This window comes from Agromyces sp. GQ35, from assembly GCF_059758475.1.
Genome location: NZ_JCAXEO010000003.1, coordinates 297,626 through 312,726, shown reverse-complemented (window position 1 = coordinate 312,726; position 15,101 = coordinate 297,626). Strand labels below are relative to the sequence as shown.

General features: G+C 67.5%; 17 protein-coding genes. 3 read left to right on the top strand and 14 right to left on the bottom strand.

Annotation, left to right across the window (positions count from 1 at the left end; all coding sequences use genetic code 11):
- Window positions 1–2: 2 nt before the first annotated feature.
- The 13 genes from AC6CH0_RS16575 to AC6CH0_RS16515 form a co-directional block, all read right to left on the bottom strand.
- Window positions 3–263, bottom strand: a complete 261-nt coding sequence (locus AC6CH0_RS16575; protein WP_498102856.1) for a F0F1 ATP synthase subunit epsilon — start codon at window positions 261–263, stop codon at window positions 3–5.
- Window positions 264–265: 2 nt separating this feature from the next.
- Complete coding sequence (atpD, locus tag AC6CH0_RS16570) at window positions 266–1,729, bottom strand: F0F1 ATP synthase subunit beta (protein WP_498102854.1); 1,464 nt, start codon at window positions 1,727–1,729, stop codon at window positions 266–268.
- Window positions 1,730–1,752: 23 nt separating this feature from the next.
- Complete coding sequence (locus AC6CH0_RS16565) at window positions 1,753–2,655, bottom strand: F0F1 ATP synthase subunit gamma (RefSeq protein ID WP_498102852.1); 903 nt, start codon at window positions 2,653–2,655, stop codon at window positions 1,753–1,755.
- Window positions 2,656–2,748: 93 nt separating this feature from the next.
- The gene (atpA, locus tag AC6CH0_RS16560) at window positions 2,749–4,389 is read right to left on the bottom strand and encodes a F0F1 ATP synthase subunit alpha (protein ID WP_498102850.1); all 1,641 of its coding nucleotides are present in this window, start codon (window positions 4,387–4,389) and stop codon (window positions 2,749–2,751) included.
- A gap of 76 nt (window positions 4,390–4,465) precedes the next feature.
- Entirely contained in the window at window positions 4,466–5,260 is a 795-nt protein-coding gene (locus AC6CH0_RS16555; RefSeq protein ID WP_498102848.1) for a F0F1 ATP synthase subunit delta, read from the bottom strand.
- A gap of 3 nt (window positions 5,261–5,263) precedes the next feature.
- On the bottom strand, window positions 5,264–5,830 hold the full coding sequence (locus AC6CH0_RS16550) for a F0F1 ATP synthase subunit B (protein WP_498102846.1): 567 nt from the start codon (window positions 5,828–5,830) through the stop codon (window positions 5,264–5,266).
- A 28-nt stretch (window positions 5,831–5,858) separates the two neighbouring features.
- On the bottom strand, window positions 5,859–6,092 hold the full coding sequence (gene atpE, locus AC6CH0_RS16545) for an ATP synthase F0 subunit C (RefSeq protein ID WP_022888426.1): 234 nt from the start codon (window positions 6,090–6,092) through the stop codon (window positions 5,859–5,861).
- A 45-nt stretch (window positions 6,093–6,137) separates the two neighbouring features.
- Complete coding sequence (gene atpB / locus AC6CH0_RS16540; protein ID WP_498102844.1) at window positions 6,138–6,917, bottom strand: F0F1 ATP synthase subunit A; 780 nt, start codon at window positions 6,915–6,917, stop codon at window positions 6,138–6,140.
- Window positions 6,918–7,099: 182 nt separating this feature from the next.
- On the bottom strand, window positions 7,100–7,576 hold the full coding sequence (locus AC6CH0_RS16535) for a Cg1360 family ATP-synthase-associated protein (protein WP_498102842.1): 477 nt from the start codon (window positions 7,574–7,576) through the stop codon (window positions 7,100–7,102).
- The gene (locus AC6CH0_RS16530) at window positions 7,557–8,861 is read right to left on the bottom strand and encodes an MraY family glycosyltransferase (RefSeq protein WP_498102840.1); all 1,305 of its coding nucleotides are present in this window, start codon (window positions 8,859–8,861) and stop codon (window positions 7,557–7,559) included. The genes AC6CH0_RS16535 and AC6CH0_RS16530 overlap by 20 nt, the downstream gene beginning before the upstream one ends.
- A complete protein-coding gene (locus AC6CH0_RS16525) occupies window positions 8,858–9,643 on the bottom strand; it encodes an L-threonylcarbamoyladenylate synthase (protein WP_498102838.1) in 786 nt (261 codons plus the stop codon). The genes AC6CH0_RS16530 and AC6CH0_RS16525 overlap by 4 nt, the downstream gene beginning before the upstream one ends.
- A gap of 100 nt (window positions 9,644–9,743) precedes the next feature.
- A complete protein-coding gene (locus tag AC6CH0_RS16520) occupies window positions 9,744–10,568 on the bottom strand; it encodes an ABC transporter permease (protein WP_498102836.1) in 825 nt (274 codons plus the stop codon).
- Between the two features lie 5 nt (window positions 10,569–10,573).
- Window positions 10,574–11,482, bottom strand: coding sequence for an ATP-binding cassette domain-containing protein (locus AC6CH0_RS16515; RefSeq protein WP_498102834.1), 909 nt, complete (start codon window positions 11,480–11,482; stop codon window positions 10,574–10,576).
- Between the two features lie 131 nt (window positions 11,483–11,613).
- Between AC6CH0_RS16515 and AC6CH0_RS16510 the strand changes: the two genes are divergently transcribed.
- On the top strand, window positions 11,614–12,576 hold the full coding sequence (locus tag AC6CH0_RS16510; RefSeq protein WP_498102832.1) for a TetR/AcrR family transcriptional regulator: 963 nt from the start codon (window positions 11,614–11,616) through the stop codon (window positions 12,574–12,576).
- A 34-nt stretch (window positions 12,577–12,610) separates the two neighbouring features.
- Here the strand turns inward: AC6CH0_RS16510 and prmC are convergent, their stop codons facing one another.
- Entirely contained in the window at window positions 12,611–13,495 is an 885-nt protein-coding gene (gene prmC / locus AC6CH0_RS16505) for a peptide chain release factor N(5)-glutamine methyltransferase (RefSeq protein ID WP_498102830.1), read from the bottom strand.
- A gap of 87 nt (window positions 13,496–13,582) precedes the next feature.
- Here prmC and cysK point away from each other — a divergent pair, with 87 nt between their 5' ends.
- Window positions 13,583–14,518: a cysteine synthase A gene (cysK, locus tag AC6CH0_RS16500; protein WP_498102828.1), complete on the top strand. Its 936-nt coding sequence runs from the start codon at window positions 13,583–13,585 to the stop codon at window positions 14,516–14,518.
- 4 nt (window positions 14,519–14,522) lie between these two features.
- Entirely contained in the window at window positions 14,523–15,101 is a 579-nt protein-coding gene (gene epsC / locus AC6CH0_RS16495) for a serine O-acetyltransferase EpsC (protein WP_498103298.1), read from the top strand.

Below are 15,101 nucleotides of genomic sequence, written 5' to 3'. Positions count from 1 at the left end.
CCCTAGACGAGCTCGGCCCGAGACGCGACGATCTGCACCGCATTCGCCTGGACCGAGAGGAACCCGTCGTCAGCGTTGGCGGTGATCTTCTCGCCGCCCGGCAGGGTGACGCGCACCTCGCCACCGGCGAGGATCGCGAGCATCGGCTCGTGACCGGGCAGAATGCCGATCTCGCCCTCGACGGTGCGTGCCACCACCATGGACGCCTCGCCCGACCAGACCTGCTGGTCGGCCGAGACGACACTCACGTTGAGGCTGGCCATGCTCAGCCGTTCTCCTTCTGGATCTGAGCCCACTTCTCTTCAACATCGCCGATGCCACCGACGTTGAAGAAGGCCTGCTCGGCCACGTGGTCGAACTCGCCCTTGGCGATGGCGTCGAACGACTCGATCGTGTCCTTGAGCGGCACGGTCGAGCCCTCGACACCGGTGAACTTCTTCGCCATGTAGGTGTTCTGCGAGAGGAACTGCTCGATGCGTCGCGCACGCGACACGGTGATCTTGTCTTCTTCGGAGAGCTCGTCGACACCGAGGATGGCGATGATCTCCTGCAGTTCCTTGTTCTTCTGGAGGATCTGCTTGACCGTGGTGGCAACGCGGTAGTGGTCTTCGCCCAGGTACCGGGGGTCGAGGATGCGCGAGGTCGAGGTCAGCGGGTCGACAGCCGGGTAGAGGCCCTTCGACGCGATCGCACGAGAGAGCTCGGTCGTGGCGTCGAGGTGGGCGAAGGTCGTCGCCGGAGCCGGGTCGGTGTAGTCGTCAGCGGGCACGTAGATCGCCTGCAGCGAGGTGATCGAGTGGCCGCGCGTCGACGTGATGCGCTCCTGAAGGATACCCATCTCGTCGGCGAGGTTGGGCTGGTAGCCCACCGCGGACGGCATACGACCGAGCAGCGTCGAGACCTCGGAGCCGGCCTGCGTGAAGCGGAAGATGTTGTCGATGAAGAGCAGCACGTCCTGCTTCTGCACGTCACGGAAGTACTCGGCCATGGTCAGGGCCGAGAGGGCGACGCGGAGACGCGTTCCCGGCGGCTCGTCCATCTGTCCGAAGACGAGTGCGGTCTTGTCGAAGACACCCGCCTCTTCCATCTCGTGGATGAGGTCGTTGCCCTCACGGGTGCGCTCGCCGACGCCGGCGAACACCGACACACCACCGTGGTCTTGGGCGACACGCTGGATCATCTCCTGGATGAGCACCGTCTTGCCGACACCGGCACCGCCGAAGAGTCCGATCTTGCCGCCGAGCACGTAGGGCGTGAGGAGGTCGATGACCTTGATGCCGGTCTCGAAGAGCTGCGTCTTCGACTCGAGCTGGTCGAACGCCGGGGGCTTGCGGTGGATGGGCCACCGCTCGGTGATCTCGATCGTCTCACCGGGCTCGCCGTTGAGCACCTCGCCGATGACGTTGAAGACCTTGCCCTTCGTGACGTCGCCGACGGGAACCGAGATCGGCGCACCGGTGTCGGTCACCTCCTGGCCGCGCACGACACCGTCGGTCGGCTTCAGCGCGATCGCTCGCACGACGTCGTCGCCGAGGTGCTGGGCAACCTCGAGCGTGATCGTCGTCGTCACGTCGCCGATGGTGATATCGGTCTTCAGCGCGTTGTAGATCTCAGGGATCGAGTCGTGCGGGAACTCGATGTCGACGACGGGGCCCGTGACCCGGGCGACGCGGCCGACGGCGCCGGCCACAGGCGCGGCCGCGGCCGGGGCGGTAGCGGTGTCAGTCATGTGTTCTCTCTCTTCGTAAGGGGCTACTTGGCGGACGACAGTGCGTCAGCGCCGCCCACGATCTCGGAAATCTGCTGGGTGATCTCCGACTGGCGCGCGTTGTTGGCAAGGCGCGTGTAGTCGGTGATGAGCTTGTCGGCGTTGTCGGAGGCCGACTTCATCGCCTTCTGCGTCGCCGCGTGCTTCGCCGCAGAGGACTGCAGCATCGCGTTGTAGATGCGGCTCTCGATGTAGACGGGAAGAAGTCCGTCGAGCACCGTCTCGGCGTCGGGTTCGAACTCGTACAACGGGAAGACCTCGTGCTTGGCCTCTGGCTCCTCTTCGCTCTCGACGACCTCGAGCGGAAGCAGTCGCGTGACGACGGGAACCTGGCTGATCCGGCTGACGAACCGGTTGTAGACGATGTGGATCTCGTCGACGCCGCCGTCGGAGGAGTCCCGCAGGAACGCCTCGAGCACGGCATCGCCGATCTCCTTCGCCGTGTCGAAATCGGGGGAATCGGTACCGCCGACCCAGCTCCGCTCGAACGAGCGGTGCCGGAACTTGAAGTACCCGACCGACTTGCGTCCGACGAGGAAGTACTCGACGTCTTTGCCCTGGCTCTTCAACAGCTCCGTGAGCTCTTCGGCCTCACGCAGCACCTGCGAGTTGAAGGCGCCGGCGAGACCGCGGTCGGACGTGAAGATCACGATCGCCGCACGGTCGATGCGCTCGGGCTCGGTCGTCAGCACGTGCGCCACGTTCGAGTAGCTCGCGACCGCCGACACCGCACGGGTGATCGCCGTCGAGTACGGCTCGGACGCCGCGACCCGCGCCTGGGCCTTCTGGATCCGCGAGGCGGAGATCAGCTCCATCGCTCGCGTGATCTTCTTGGTCGTCTGGGCAGATTTGATCTTCTGCCGGTAGACCCGAAGCTGCGCTCCCATGTTTCTCCTGTGTCCTGTCGTTCTGGTACTGAGGCTCTCGAATCGACCCTGTGAGGTCAGTTCCCTTCGAGAGCCTCAGGGAACCTGGAATGACTAGCGGCGACCCTTGACGATCTTCTCCTGCACGACCTCTTCAGCAGCGATCGCTTCGAACTGCTCGGAACCGACCGAGGCGAGCGGCTTGCCCTCACCGGTCTGGAACTCGAGCTTGAACGCGTCGACGGCCGAGTCGAGTTCGGCAGCGGTCTCGTCGGAGAGCACGTTCGTCTCGCGAAGGGAGTTCAGCACCTCGGTGTTGCGTGCGAGGTAGTCGTGCAGCTCGCTCTCGAAACGGAGGATGTCCTCGACGGGAACCTCATCGAGCTTGCCCTTGGTGCCGGCCCAGATCGAGACGACCTGCTTCTCGACCGACATCGGCGAGTACTGCGGCTGCTTGAGCAGCTCGGTCAGACGCGCGCCACGTGCGAGCTGGCGACGGCTCGCCGCATCGAGGTCGGATGCGAACATCGCGAACGCCTCGAGCGAGCGGTACTGCGCGAGCTCGAGCTTCAGCGTGCCCGACACCTTCTTGATCGACTTGACCTGGGCGTCACCGCCGACTCGCGACACCGAGATGCCCACGTCGACCGCCGGACGCTGGTTCGAGTTGAACAGGTCGGACTGGAGGAAGATCTGGCCGTCGGTGATCGAGATCACGTTGGTGGGGATGTACGCCGAGACGTCGTTGGCCTTGGTCTCGATGATCGGCAGGCCGGTCATGGAGCCGGCGCCGAGCTCATCGGAGAGCTTCGCGCAACGCTCGAGCAGACGCGAGTGCAGGTAGAAGACGTCACCGGGGTACGCCTCGCGTCCCGGCGGACGACGCAGGAGCAGGGACACGGCGCGGTAGGCCTCGGCCTGCTTCGACAGGTCGTCGAAGATGATCAGCACGTGCTTGGAGTCGTACATCCAGTGCTGGCCGATAGCCGAGCCGGTGTACGGCGCGAGGTACTTGAAGCCCGCGGGGTCGGACGCCGGAGCGGCGATGATCGTCGTGTACTCCATGGCGCCGGCGTCTTCGAGCGCGCCCTTCACACCGGCGATCGTGGAGCCCTTCTGACCGATCGCGACGTAGATGCAGCGCACCTGCTTCGATGGGTCGCCCGACTCCCAGTTGGCCTTCTGGTTGATGATCGTGTCGATCGCGATGGCCGTCTTACCGGTCTGGCGGTCGCCGATGATCAGCTGGCGCTGGCCGCGGCCGACGGGGATCATCGCGTCGATGGCCTTGATGCCGGTCTGCAGCGGCTCGTGCACCGACTTGCGCTGCATGACGCCGGGCGCCTGCAGTTCGAGGGCACGACGGCCCTCGATGCCGGTGATCTCACCGAGACCGTCGATCGGGTTTCCGAGCGGGTCGACGACGCGGCCGAGGTAGCCCTCTCCGACGGGCACCGAGAGGACCTCGCCCGTGCGGGTCACCTCCATGCCCTCTTCGATGCCGGTGAACTCGCCGAGCACGACGACGCCGATCTCGTCTTCGTCGAGGTTCAGCGCGAGGCCGAGCGTGCCGTCGGCGAAGCGGATGAGCTCGTTCGCCATGACCGAGGGCAGCCCCTCGACGTGCGCGATGCCGTCAGCCGCGTCGGTGACGTACCCGACCTCGGTCTTCTGCGCCTGGCCCGGCTCGTACGACGAGACGAACTCCGAGAGAGCCGAACGGATCTCGTCGGGGCTGATGGAGAGTTCTGCCATTGTCTTTTCCCTTTTCTGTACCGGTTGTACAGCTACTGGTGTGTCGCGGCGAGGACGCCGGTCGTTTCAACCGGCGTCAGCCGGCAAGCTTCTGCCGCAGCGAACTGAGGCGCGAGGCGACGCTGCCGTCGATGACGTCGTCGCCGATCTGCACGCGGATTCCGCCGAGGACGGCGGGATCGACGATGGTGTCGAAGCGGACACGGCGGCCCGCCTGGGCGGCGAGCCCCTGCTCGAGCCGGCCCAGCTGGGCAGCGCTGAGCGGAACCGCGCTCGTGACCGTCGCGATGTCGAATCCGCGCTGGTCTGCGACGATGGATGCCCCGTGGCGGAGCAACTCGCCGATGCGGCGGCCGCGCGGCTGCTGCACGAGGTGCTTCACGATCACGACCGTCTGCGGAGCCGCCTTGCCCGCGAGGAGCCGATCGACGATCTTCGTCTTGGCCGCCGGGTCGCCGAGCTTCGAACCGAGCGCGAGCTCGAGATCGGCATCGCCGGCGACGGCTCGCTCGAACGCGAACAGCTCGGCGTCGATGTCGACGCCGTCTGCCGCCGACTCGGCGGCGACGCGGATGCCGATCTCTTCGATGCCGGCGAGGAAGTCGTCGCCCGAGGACCACCGGCGCGACGCCGCGCTCACGAGGAGCGAGGCGGCTTCAGCCGGAATACGGGAGCCGAACACGGCCTCGACGAGCGCACGCTTCTGCGCGAGGTCGGCCTCGGTGTCGATGAGTGCCGTGCGCAGATGACCGGACTCGCCGATCACCCGGCCGACGGCGAGGAGTGCCTCGGCGACCGGGAGCTCGGCGCGGCCGAGTTCGGCCAGCGCGGTCCTCGATGCGGCGAGGGCCCCTCTCGTAGCGCTACCCATGGACTACTTCTTCCCTCCGGCGGTGGCCTCCGAGGCCTCCAGCTCGGCGAGGAACCGGTCGACGACCGCGGTCGCCTTGGCGTCGTCGGAGAGCGACTCGCCGATGACTCCGGACGCGAGGTCGATGGCGAGCGTGCCCACCTCGGAGCGGAGCGAGACGAGAGCCGACTGTCGCTCCGCCTCGATCTGCGCCTGCGCGCTCGCGGTGACGCGAGCAGCCTCGACGGTCGCGACATCCTTCGCCTCGGCGACGATCTTCTTGCCGTCGTCGCGCGCGGTTTCGCGGATACGACCGGCTTCGGCGCGCGCGTCGGCCAGCTGGGCGGTGTACTCCTCGAGTGCCGCCTCTGCCTTGCGCTGCGCCTCGTCGGCCTTCGCGATGTTGCCCTCGATCGCCTCGCCGCGCTCGTCGAGCAGCTTCTGCACGCGCGGGAGCACGTACTTCCAGAAGAAGATGAGGATGATGACGAAGCACACCGACGACCAGATGATGTCGTACCACTCCGGGATCACCGGGCTGCGGCCCGATTCACCGCCCTCGGTTGCAGCGCTCAGTACTGCATGAAGCACGTTGGCCTCCTCAGTTGGGGCGAGTGGATCAGACGAAGATGAAGTAGGTGGCGATGCCGATGAAGGCGAGCGCCTCGGTGAAGGCGATACCGATCCACATCAGCACCTGGAGGCGGCCTGCCAGCTCGGGCTGGCGAGCGACGCCTTCGATCGTCTTGCCGACGACGATGCCGACGCCGATGGCCGGGCCGATCGCCGCGAGGCCGTAGCCGACGGTCGCGATGTTGCCGTTGATCTCAGCGAGAACGGTGGTTGCGTCCACGTTGGGTTTCCTTTCCTAGGGAATGTTCTGGGCGGATGCCCGGGCTCAGTGCTCTTCCGCCACCGCGAGCTGGATGTAGACCGCGGTGAGGAGTGCGAAGACGTAGGCCTGCAGGACGGCCACGAGGATCTCGAACAGCGTGAACGCGAAGCCGAAGGCCAGCGTTCCGACGCCGAGGAGGGTCCACCATCCGCTCATCTGCACGACGAAGAACTGCGTCGCAGCGAAGAAGAGCACGAGCAGGAGGTGCCCGACGATCATGTTCATCATGAGTCGGAGCGTGAGGGTGATCGGGCGGATCACGAACGTCGAGATGAGCTCGATCGGCGTGACGATGATGTACACCGGCCACGGCACACCCGAGGGGAAGAGGGAGTTCTTGAAGAAGTTCTTCGGGCTCTTCTTGACACCCGCGTAGATGAAGGTGACGTACGCAACGATCGCGAGCACGAGCGGCACGCCGATCACCGAGGTGCCTGCGATGTTCAGGAACGGGATGACACCCGTGATGTTCATGAACAGGACCATGAAGAAGATGGTCGTGAGGATCGGCAGGAACCGCTTGCCGTCTTTCTTGCCGAGCAGGTCGTCGGCGATGTTGACACGAACGAGGTCGAGGCCCATCTCGATGAGACTCTGGAATCGCCCGGGCACGACGCGCATGCGGCGGGTGCCGAGCCAGAACACGAGCAGCAGTGCCCCGACCGCGAAGAAGCGGACGAGCATGATGCGGTCGATCTCGAAGGGGGTGCCCTCGAAGAACAGCGCCCCAGGGAAGAATTCGTCGATCGACGGCCCGTGGAAGCCACCATCATCGGTTGACATCGGAACCAGCAGGTTCAGAGCGTTAGCTAGCAGCGCTTTCTCCTGTTTCGGGGCGTGGAGCTCGGCTCTCGCGACGACGAATATGGACCGCGGTCGACCCATGCGTGAGCAGGGCAGAACCGTGGGGGGATCTCCATTACTCTAGCAATACTTCGGGCTGCCGACGAATCGCCGAGAGCGATTCAGTCCTCGCTCGGCGCCTTCGGCAGCTCGACGTCGCTCACGTACGGCAGCCGTGACTTCGCGACGACGAGCACGTCGACGACGAGCGATGCGAGCACGCCCGCCACGAGGCTGAGGAAGAGCACCGTCGGGTTCAGCCAGTCGGCGTCGCGCAGCACGACGACGAGCACGATGAAGACGATGAACTTCAGGATCCAGCCACCGAGCACGATGCCGAAGAACGCACCGACGAAGAGGTCGCTCGAGGCGAAGCGATTCGCCGCGAGAATGCTCGCCGCGGTGATGCCCATGAAGACGACGGCCATGAGCGTGCCGATGAGGCCGCCCAGCAGCCCGGGCACGCCCGCGAAGACGAATCCGAGCACCGCGCTGACCACGAGGATCACCCCGGCGAGCAGCGCGCCCCAGGCGAGCGCCTTGCGCAGTACGGGGTTCGAGGTGGGCGTGCGGTCGGCGTCAGCTCGTGCGTCGTTCATCGTGCTCCAGTTCGGGGTCGCCCGATTCTACCGGGGCGTCCTGAACATGCTCCGGGTCGCTCACCTCGACGCCGTCGAGCTCGTCGAGTCCCGCAAGCTCCACCCCGGCGACTTCGACCTCGGAGTCGGAATCCGCCTCGGCCGCGACGGTCAGGCGCTTGCGGCGCCCGAGCGGTGCCAGCGTGAGCACGGTGCAGGCGAGGAATCCGACGCCGAGCAGCACGAACGCGACCCACGACGGAGTCCCGAAGTACACGGGTAGCACGTAGGCGAGCAGACAGCCGATGGAGGCCACCGCGGTCCATGCGTAGAAGATCAGCACCGCGTTCAGGTGCGAATGCCCCATGTCGAGCAGGCGGTGGTGCAGGTGCTTGCGGTCGGCGGCGAACGGCGACTTGCCGGCGCGGAGGCGGCGCATGACCGCGAGCCCGAAGTCGAGCAGCGGGATCACGAGCACCGCGAACGGCAGGATGATCGGGATGAAGGCCGGGAACAGCTGTGCGCGCCCGAGCGAGACCGGGTCGATCTGACCCGTGACCGCGATCGCCGACGTCGCCATCAGCAGTCCGATCAGCAGCGCTCCGGCATCGCCCATGAACAGTTTCGCCGGATGCCAGTTCAGCGGGAGGAACCCGATGCACGCACCGACGACGATGACCGCGAGCAGTGACGCGAGGTTGAAGTAGTTCAGCGGCGACGTCTGCTGCACGAGTAGGTAGCTGTAGAGGAAGAACACGCCGTTGGCGATGAGCGCGACGCCCGCGACGAGACCGTCGAGACCGTCGATGAAGTTGATCGCGTTCATGACGAGCACGATCGTGAACACCGTGATCGTCGCGCTCATCCACGATGATCCGACGGTGATGCCGCCGATCGGCAGCGAAACGATCGACACGCCCTGCCAGGCGATGAGTCCTGCGGCGATGAACTGCCCGGCGAGCTTCGTCGTCCAGTCGAGGTCCCAGATGTCGTCGGCGACGCCGATCAGCACGATGAGCAGCGCCGCACCGAGGATCGCAAGCATCTGTCCGGGGTTCTGGAAGATGATCGCGACGTTCGCGAACCGGGACGAGCCGAGGGTGGAGACGAACGCGGCGGCGCCGATCGCGACGAGGATGCCGACGAACATCGCGACGCCGCCGAGCCGGGGCGTCGGCCTCGTGTGCACGTCGCGATCGCGGATCTTCGGGTAGAGCCGGTACTTGAGGCTCAGCTTCCAGACGAGGATCGACCCTCCGAAGGTGACGAGCGCCGTCAGCAGGGCCAGTGCGAGGAAGAGGGTCATGAGGCGGCGGCATCCGCCTCGTCGGCGGAGGCCACGGCGTCGAGGTCGGTGCTCGACTCGGCGGCTGCGCCGGAGCCGTCGCGTTCCTCGGCGGACTCGAGCAGTTCCTCCCCCACCACCGCGGCGATGCGTTCACGGGTGATCACGCCGGCTCGCACGATGCGCAGGCGGCCGCCCTCGTGTGCAAGCGCCGTCGCGTCGACGATGGTCGAGGAGGTGTCGCCGGCGCGTTCGCCGACGGCCTCGTACGACTCCCCCGCTGCGCCACCATCGAGGTAGATGGTGACCGACTCGCCGAGCATCTCCGCGGCCTCCGCCGCCGTGGTCGCCGACGGTTGTCCGGAGAGGTTCGCCGAGGAGACCGCGAGCGGGCCGGTCTCGGCGAGCAGTTCGAGCGCGACGGGGTTGGCAGGCATGCGCAGCGCCACCGTGCCGCGGGTCTCGCCGAGGTCCCATTGCAGCGACGGCTGCGCATGCAGGATGACGGTCAGCCCGCCGGGCCAGAACTCGCCGACCAGCTGCCGAACGGCAACGGGCACCTCGCTCGCCAGCGCATCGAGCGTCGGAATTCCCGGGATCAGCACGGGCGGCGGCGCCGTGCGGTCGCGGCCCTTCGCCTCGAGCAGCCGGGCGACGGCATTCGCGTCGAACGCGTCGGCGGCGACGCCGTAGACCGTGTCGGTGGGAATGACGACGAGTTCACCGCGCCCGATCGCGCTGCGCGCGAGACGCATGCCGGTGAGGAGCTCTGAATCGACCGAGCAGTCGTAGATGGCAGTCATGACCTGCCGATTCTAGACCAGCAGCCACGGCGAAACATCGGTGAACGACGGATGCCGCGGGTGCCCGACGGCACCGCGGCATCCGCCCTGCGCGCGGAGGCTACCGGCGGCCCGCCCTGCGCCGGAAGAGCCAGCCGCCCCAGAGGATCGACGTGAGGAGGATGCCGACGCACCAGCCGAGGGCCAGCCACCCGGTGTCGCCGACCGGAGCATCCATCAGGAATCCCCTGATGGTCTCGATGATCGGGGTGATCGGCTGATTCTCGGCGATCCATTGCAGCCACTCGGGCATCGTCTCGACCGGCACGAAGGCGCTCGAGAGGTAGGGCAGGAACAGCAGGATGAAGCCGTACCCGCTCGCCGCCTCGGGGCTCGACGCGGCGAGTCCGATCGCCGCGAACAGGTACGTGATCGCGAGGATGTAGAGCGCAACCAGACCGAACACCGCGACCCACTCGAGCGGCGTCGCCACCGGACGGAACCCGACGAGCAGGGCGACGGCGATGACGATGCCGGTCGCCACGAGGTTGCGCACCAGGCTCGCGACGACATGACCGGTGAGCACGGCTCCACTGCGCAGCGGCATCGTGCGGAACCGGTCGATGATGCCGGTGGTCATGTCGCGTGAGACCGAGATCGCCGTCGACGAGGCGCCGAAGCCTGCGCACAGCAGGATGATGCCCGGTACGACGTAGTCGACGTAGCTGCCCGACGGATCGATGGCGTTGCCGAAGATGAAGGTGAACATCAGCATCAGCATCGTCGGCAGCATCACCGCCATGAGCATGGCGTCGATGTCGCGGACCGAGTGCCGGAAGCTGCGTCCGATGAAGGTCGATTCCGCGGTGAGCGCGCCGAGTCGTGCGCGGGCTGGAGCCGAAGCCGGGGCGGGTGCCGGGATGGTCGGGGCAGTGATGGTCGTCATGGCGCTCACTTCGATTCGATGAGTTCGGGGGCGGATGCCGCTGCGCCGGCGGTGATCGCGAGGAACACGTCGTCGAGGCTGGGGCGGCGGATGGAGACCTGGGCGCCCGGGACCGCGGCTGCCGGCGAGTGGTCGAGTTCGTCCATGGCCGAGCGGAGCCCGTGCACGCTGCCGTCGGTCGGCAGCTCGAGCAGGAGTGCGCCGTCGGCACCGCGCAGTTCGACGACGTCGCCGCCGATCCGCGCCTTGAGCTCGTCGGAGGTGCCCTCGGCCGCGATGCGGCCACGGTCGAGCACGGCGATCCGGTCGGCGAGCCGGTCGGCCTCCTCGAGGTACTGGGTCGTGAGGAAGACCGTAGTGCCAGCCTCGCTGAGCGAGCGGATGACGCTCCAGAGCTCCTGGCGGCTGCGGGTGTCGAGGCCCGTGGTCGGCTCGTCGAGGAACAGGATCGGCACGTCGACGACGAGGCTGAGGGCGAGGTCGAGACGACGGCGCATGCCGCCCGAGTACGTGCCGACACGTCGGCGCGCGGCATCCGTCAGCTCGAATCGTTCGAGCAACTGTCCGGCACGGTCGCGCGCGACCGAACGGCTCAATCCCGACAGCCGACCCATCATCACGAGGTTCTCTGTGCCGCTCAGCACCTCGTCGACGGCGGCGGACTGGCCGGTGAGCGCGATGCGCTGCTTCACCTTCGCGGGTTCGGCGGCCACGTCGAAGCCACCGACCCGGGCGACGCCGGCATCGGGCCGCACGAGGGTGGTGAGGATGTTGATGGTGGTCGTCTTTCCGGCACCGTTCGGGCCGAGCAGGGCGAACACGGAGCCCGTGGGCACGCCGAGGTCGAGGGCCGCGAGCACATCGGTCGAGCCGAACCGCTTGCGGAGCCCGTGCGTCTCGATGGCGAGTTGCATGTTCTCTTCCGTTCTCTGAGGCTTGCGCGTCTCTTTGAGTACGACGCAAACTGTGTATGTGATGCACTGTTGTTTAAGTAATACACAGTTCTAGACTGTGGGTCAACACCATCTCGAGAACGGAACCCCCAGTGACCCCTGAGCGACACGACCCCGAGCTCCCTCGCGCGGTCGCGCTGGCCTGGGGCGTCGCGGTCAATCCGCAGCGCGGGCCGAAACGGGAGCTCTCCATCGAGCGCATCGTCGAGGCGGCCACCGAGATCGCCGACGCCGAGGGGCTGCCCGCGGTGTCGATGAGTCGGGTCGCGGCATCCCTCGGCTTCACGACGATGTCCCTCTACCGCTACGTCACGAGCAAAGACGACCTGATCCTGCTCATGCAGGAGGGTGCGACCCTCGTGCCCGTGCCCGATGAGACGCACGAACACGAATGGCGCGACGGCGTGACGGCCTGGGTGCTCAGCGTCCGCGCCGCCTACCGCGAGCACCCCTGGCTCGTCGACATCCCCATTTCGGGTGCGCCCATCACGCCGAACAACCTGACGCTCGTCGACTGGTTTCTGCGCGAAGTGCATACGCTGCCGATGAGCGACGGCGAGAAGATGTCGGCACTCCTCCTGCTGACGAGCTACGTCAGGGCGGTCAGCGCGCAGGAACGCGACCTCGGAGCCGCCGTCGCGAACGGCGACCCCGCGGATGTCACCGGCGAGAACTTCTTCGAGTCGCTGGTCGAGCTCGTGACCCCCGAACGCTTCCCGTACCTCGGGCCGCTGCTGGCCTCGGGCGGCTACGTGGCGCAGCCTGGCGCGGCACCCGACGATGACGACGACGACTTCTCGTTCGGGCTCCAACGCATCCTCGACGGCATCGAACACCACGTCGAACGGGTCGGCTCCGGTCACCCAGCACGGCCCGTGCCCGAGCTCCCACCCGCGCTCGAGCTGCCCCGAGACAAGAAGGTGCGCGAAGCGGCGAAGGCCCGTCGAGAGGCGGAGAAGTCGCTCCGTGAGGCGCAGAAACGCGAACGAGAGGCGATCAAGCACGCGCTCGAACGCGAACGGCACGAACGGGAGAAGGCCGAGCGGAGCCGCTGAGCCGATCCGCTGATCCGACTGGCGCGGCGCGCGCTCAGCGCACGGCCGAGGTCGCCCGGTCGCGCGTCGTGAGGTCGCGGTGTCGAGCGACGGCCCGCCAGCCGTCGGCGGCGAGGATCTCGGCGACCGCAGCCGACTGCTGCTCGCCGTGCTCGATCACGAGCACTCCCCCGGGCCGCAGCAGCGCGAGGGCGCGCTGCGACAGAACGCGCACGACATCGAGCCCGTCGGCGCCGCCGTAGAGCGCCTGCTCGGGGTCGTAGAGCCGCACCTCGGGGTCGCGGGGCACCTCGCCGAGGGGCACGTACGGCGGATTCGAGATCACCACGGCCACCCTGCCCTCGAGTTCGGGAAGCGCGACCGCGAGGTCGGCGAACACGAGCTCGAGGTTCGGTGCCGCAACCGCTCCGACATTGCGGGTGGTCCACACGAACGCCTCGGGCGAGTTCTCGACCGCCCAGACCCGGGCGTGCGGCACCTCCGTCGCGAGGGCGAGCGCGATGGCGCCGCTCCCGGTACCGAGGTCGACGCCGATCGGCTCGGGCTCCGCCGCCGCCAGGAGGGCGTCGATCGCGAGCTGGGCGACCTCCTCGGTCTCGGGCCGCGGCACGAAGACACCCGGACCGACGTGGAGTTCGAGCCCCCTGAACGCAGCGCGACCCGTGATGTGCTGCAGCGGCTCACGCCGAGCGCGTCGGCCGACGAGCACCGCCAGCGCCGCGGCATCCGCTTCGTTCAGCTCTGCTCCGACGACGATCCGCGCCTGCACGCCACCCCGCGACAGGCCGAGTACGTGGCCGATCAGCAGCTCGGCGTCGACCTCGGCATCGGGAACGCCGACCGACGAGAGTCGCGCCACCGTCTCGTCTCGGAGCTCACGCAGGGATCGCGCTTGCGCGCCGGGGCTCGTCGTATCCACGCAATGGAATGTAACGCACTCGCCTCCGCGCCAGCCGAACCATAGGCTGGGCCCGTCGTTCACCACCCGGACCCGAGAGGCAAGCTCATGGCGCAGATCTACGAGAACATCACCGAGGTATTCGGGCGAACCCCGCTCGTGCGCCTCAACCGAGTGACCGACGGCGCAGACGCCACGGTGCTCGCAAAGCTCGAGTTCTACAACCCGTCGGCGAGCGTGAAAGACCGCCTCGGAGTCGCGATCGTCGACGCCGCAGAAGCCTCCGGCGAGCTCGCACCCGGCGGCACGATCGTCGAGGGCACGAGCGGCAACACCGGCATCGCACTCGCGATGGTCGGCGCTGCACGCGGATATCGCGTGGTCATCGCGATGCCCGAGACGATGAGCAAGGAGCGCCGCGCCCTCCTCCGGGCCTACGGCGCGGAACTCGTACTGACTCCCGGCGGCGAGGGCATGAAGGGCGCCGTCGCCCGGGCCGAGCAGCTCGTCGCGGAGACTCCCGGCGCCGTGCTCGCGAAGCAGTTCGAGAACGAGGCGAACGTCGAGATCCATCGCCGCACCACGGCCGAGGAAGTCTGGAACGACACCGACGGCGAAGTCGACATCTTCGTGTCGGGCATCGGCACCGGTGGCACGATCTCGGGAGTCGGCCAGGTGCTCAAGGAGCGCAAGCCCGAGGTGCAGATCGTGGGCGTCGAGCCTGCCGAGTCGCCGATCCTCAACGGCGGAGCGCCCGGCCCCCACAAGATCCAGGGGATCGGTGCGAACTTCGTGCCGGCGATCCTCGACCGCGACGTCTACGACGAGATCATCGACGTGAACATCGACCAGGCCGTCGCCACCGCTCGCCGTCTCGGCGTCGAGGAGGGCATCCTCGGCGGCATCTCCTCGGGCGCGACGATCTACGCGGCGGCGCAGCTCGCGAAGCGGCCCGAGAACGCCGGCAAGACCATCGTCGTGATCGCCGCGAGCTACGGGGAGCGGTACCTGTCGACGGTGCTGTACGAAGGTCTGCTTGACTGAGCGAGTGGGATTTCTCGCCAGGCTTCGTGAAGACATCTCGACCGCACGCGCCCACGATCCCGCCTCGCGCGGATCGCTCGAGGTGTTCCTCGCCTATTCGGGGTTGCACGCGATCTGGGGTCACCGCGTCGCGCACCGGCTCTGGATGAGCGGGCTCCGCTTGCCCGCGCGGCTCCTGTCGCAACTGGTGCGCTTCCTCACGGGCGTCGAGATCCACCCGGGCGCGACCATCGGCCGGCGCTTCTTCATCGACCACGGCATGGGTGTCGTGATCGGCGAGACGGCCGTGCTCGGCGACGACGTGATGCTCTACCACGGGGTCACCCTCGGCGGGAAGGCGCGGCGCGGCGCCGGGCGCGGTGCCAAGCGGCATCCGACGCTGGAGAACGGCGTCACCGTCGGGGCCGGCGCGAAGGTCCTCGGCCCCGTCACGATCGGGGCCTGGAGTGCGGTCGGGGCGAACGCCGTCGTGACGAAGGACGCCCCCTCGCACTCGCTCATCGTCGGCATCCCCGCGACGTTCAAGCCGCTCTCTCACGAGGCAGCCGACGCAGCCCGTGGCGTGCACGACTGGCACATCTGA

Coding starts and splice junctions, on each gene's coding strand:
- AC6CH0_RS16575 (WP_498102856.1), bottom strand. CDS start 263: ATGGCCAGCCTCAACGTGAGTGTCGTCTCGGCCGACCAGCAGGTCTGG.
- AC6CH0_RS16520 (WP_498102836.1), bottom strand. CDS start 10,568: ATGACGACCATCACTGCCCCGACCATCCCGGCACCCGCCCCGGCTTCG.
- AC6CH0_RS16555 (WP_498102848.1), bottom strand. CDS start 5,260: ATGGGTAGCGCTACGAGAGGGGCCCTCGCCGCATCGAGGACCGCGCTG.
- atpD (WP_498102854.1), bottom strand. CDS start 1,729: ATGACTGACACCGCTACCGCCCCGGCCGCGGCCGCGCCTGTGGCCGGC.
- AC6CH0_RS16525 (WP_498102838.1), bottom strand. CDS start 9,643: ATGACTGCCATCTACGACTGCTCGGTCGATTCAGAGCTCCTCACCGGC.
- AC6CH0_RS16565 (WP_498102852.1), bottom strand. CDS start 2,655: ATGGGAGCGCAGCTTCGGGTCTACCGGCAGAAGATCAAATCTGCCCAG.
- AC6CH0_RS16515 (WP_498102834.1), bottom strand. CDS start 11,482: ATGCAACTCGCCATCGAGACGCACGGGCTCCGCAAGCGGTTCGGCTCG.
- atpB (WP_498102844.1), bottom strand. CDS start 6,917: ATGTCAACCGATGATGGTGGCTTCCACGGGCCGTCGATCGACGAATTC.
- cysK (WP_498102828.1), top strand. CDS start 13,583: ATGGCGCAGATCTACGAGAACATCACCGAGGTATTCGGGCGAACCCCG.
- atpA (WP_498102850.1), bottom strand. CDS start 4,389: ATGGCAGAACTCTCCATCAGCCCCGACGAGATCCGTTCGGCTCTCTCG.
- AC6CH0_RS16530 (WP_498102840.1), bottom strand. CDS start 8,861: ATGACCCTCTTCCTCGCACTGGCCCTGCTGACGGCGCTCGTCACCTTC.
- AC6CH0_RS16535 (WP_498102842.1), bottom strand. CDS start 7,576: ATGAACGACGCACGAGCTGACGCCGACCGCACGCCCACCTCGAACCCC.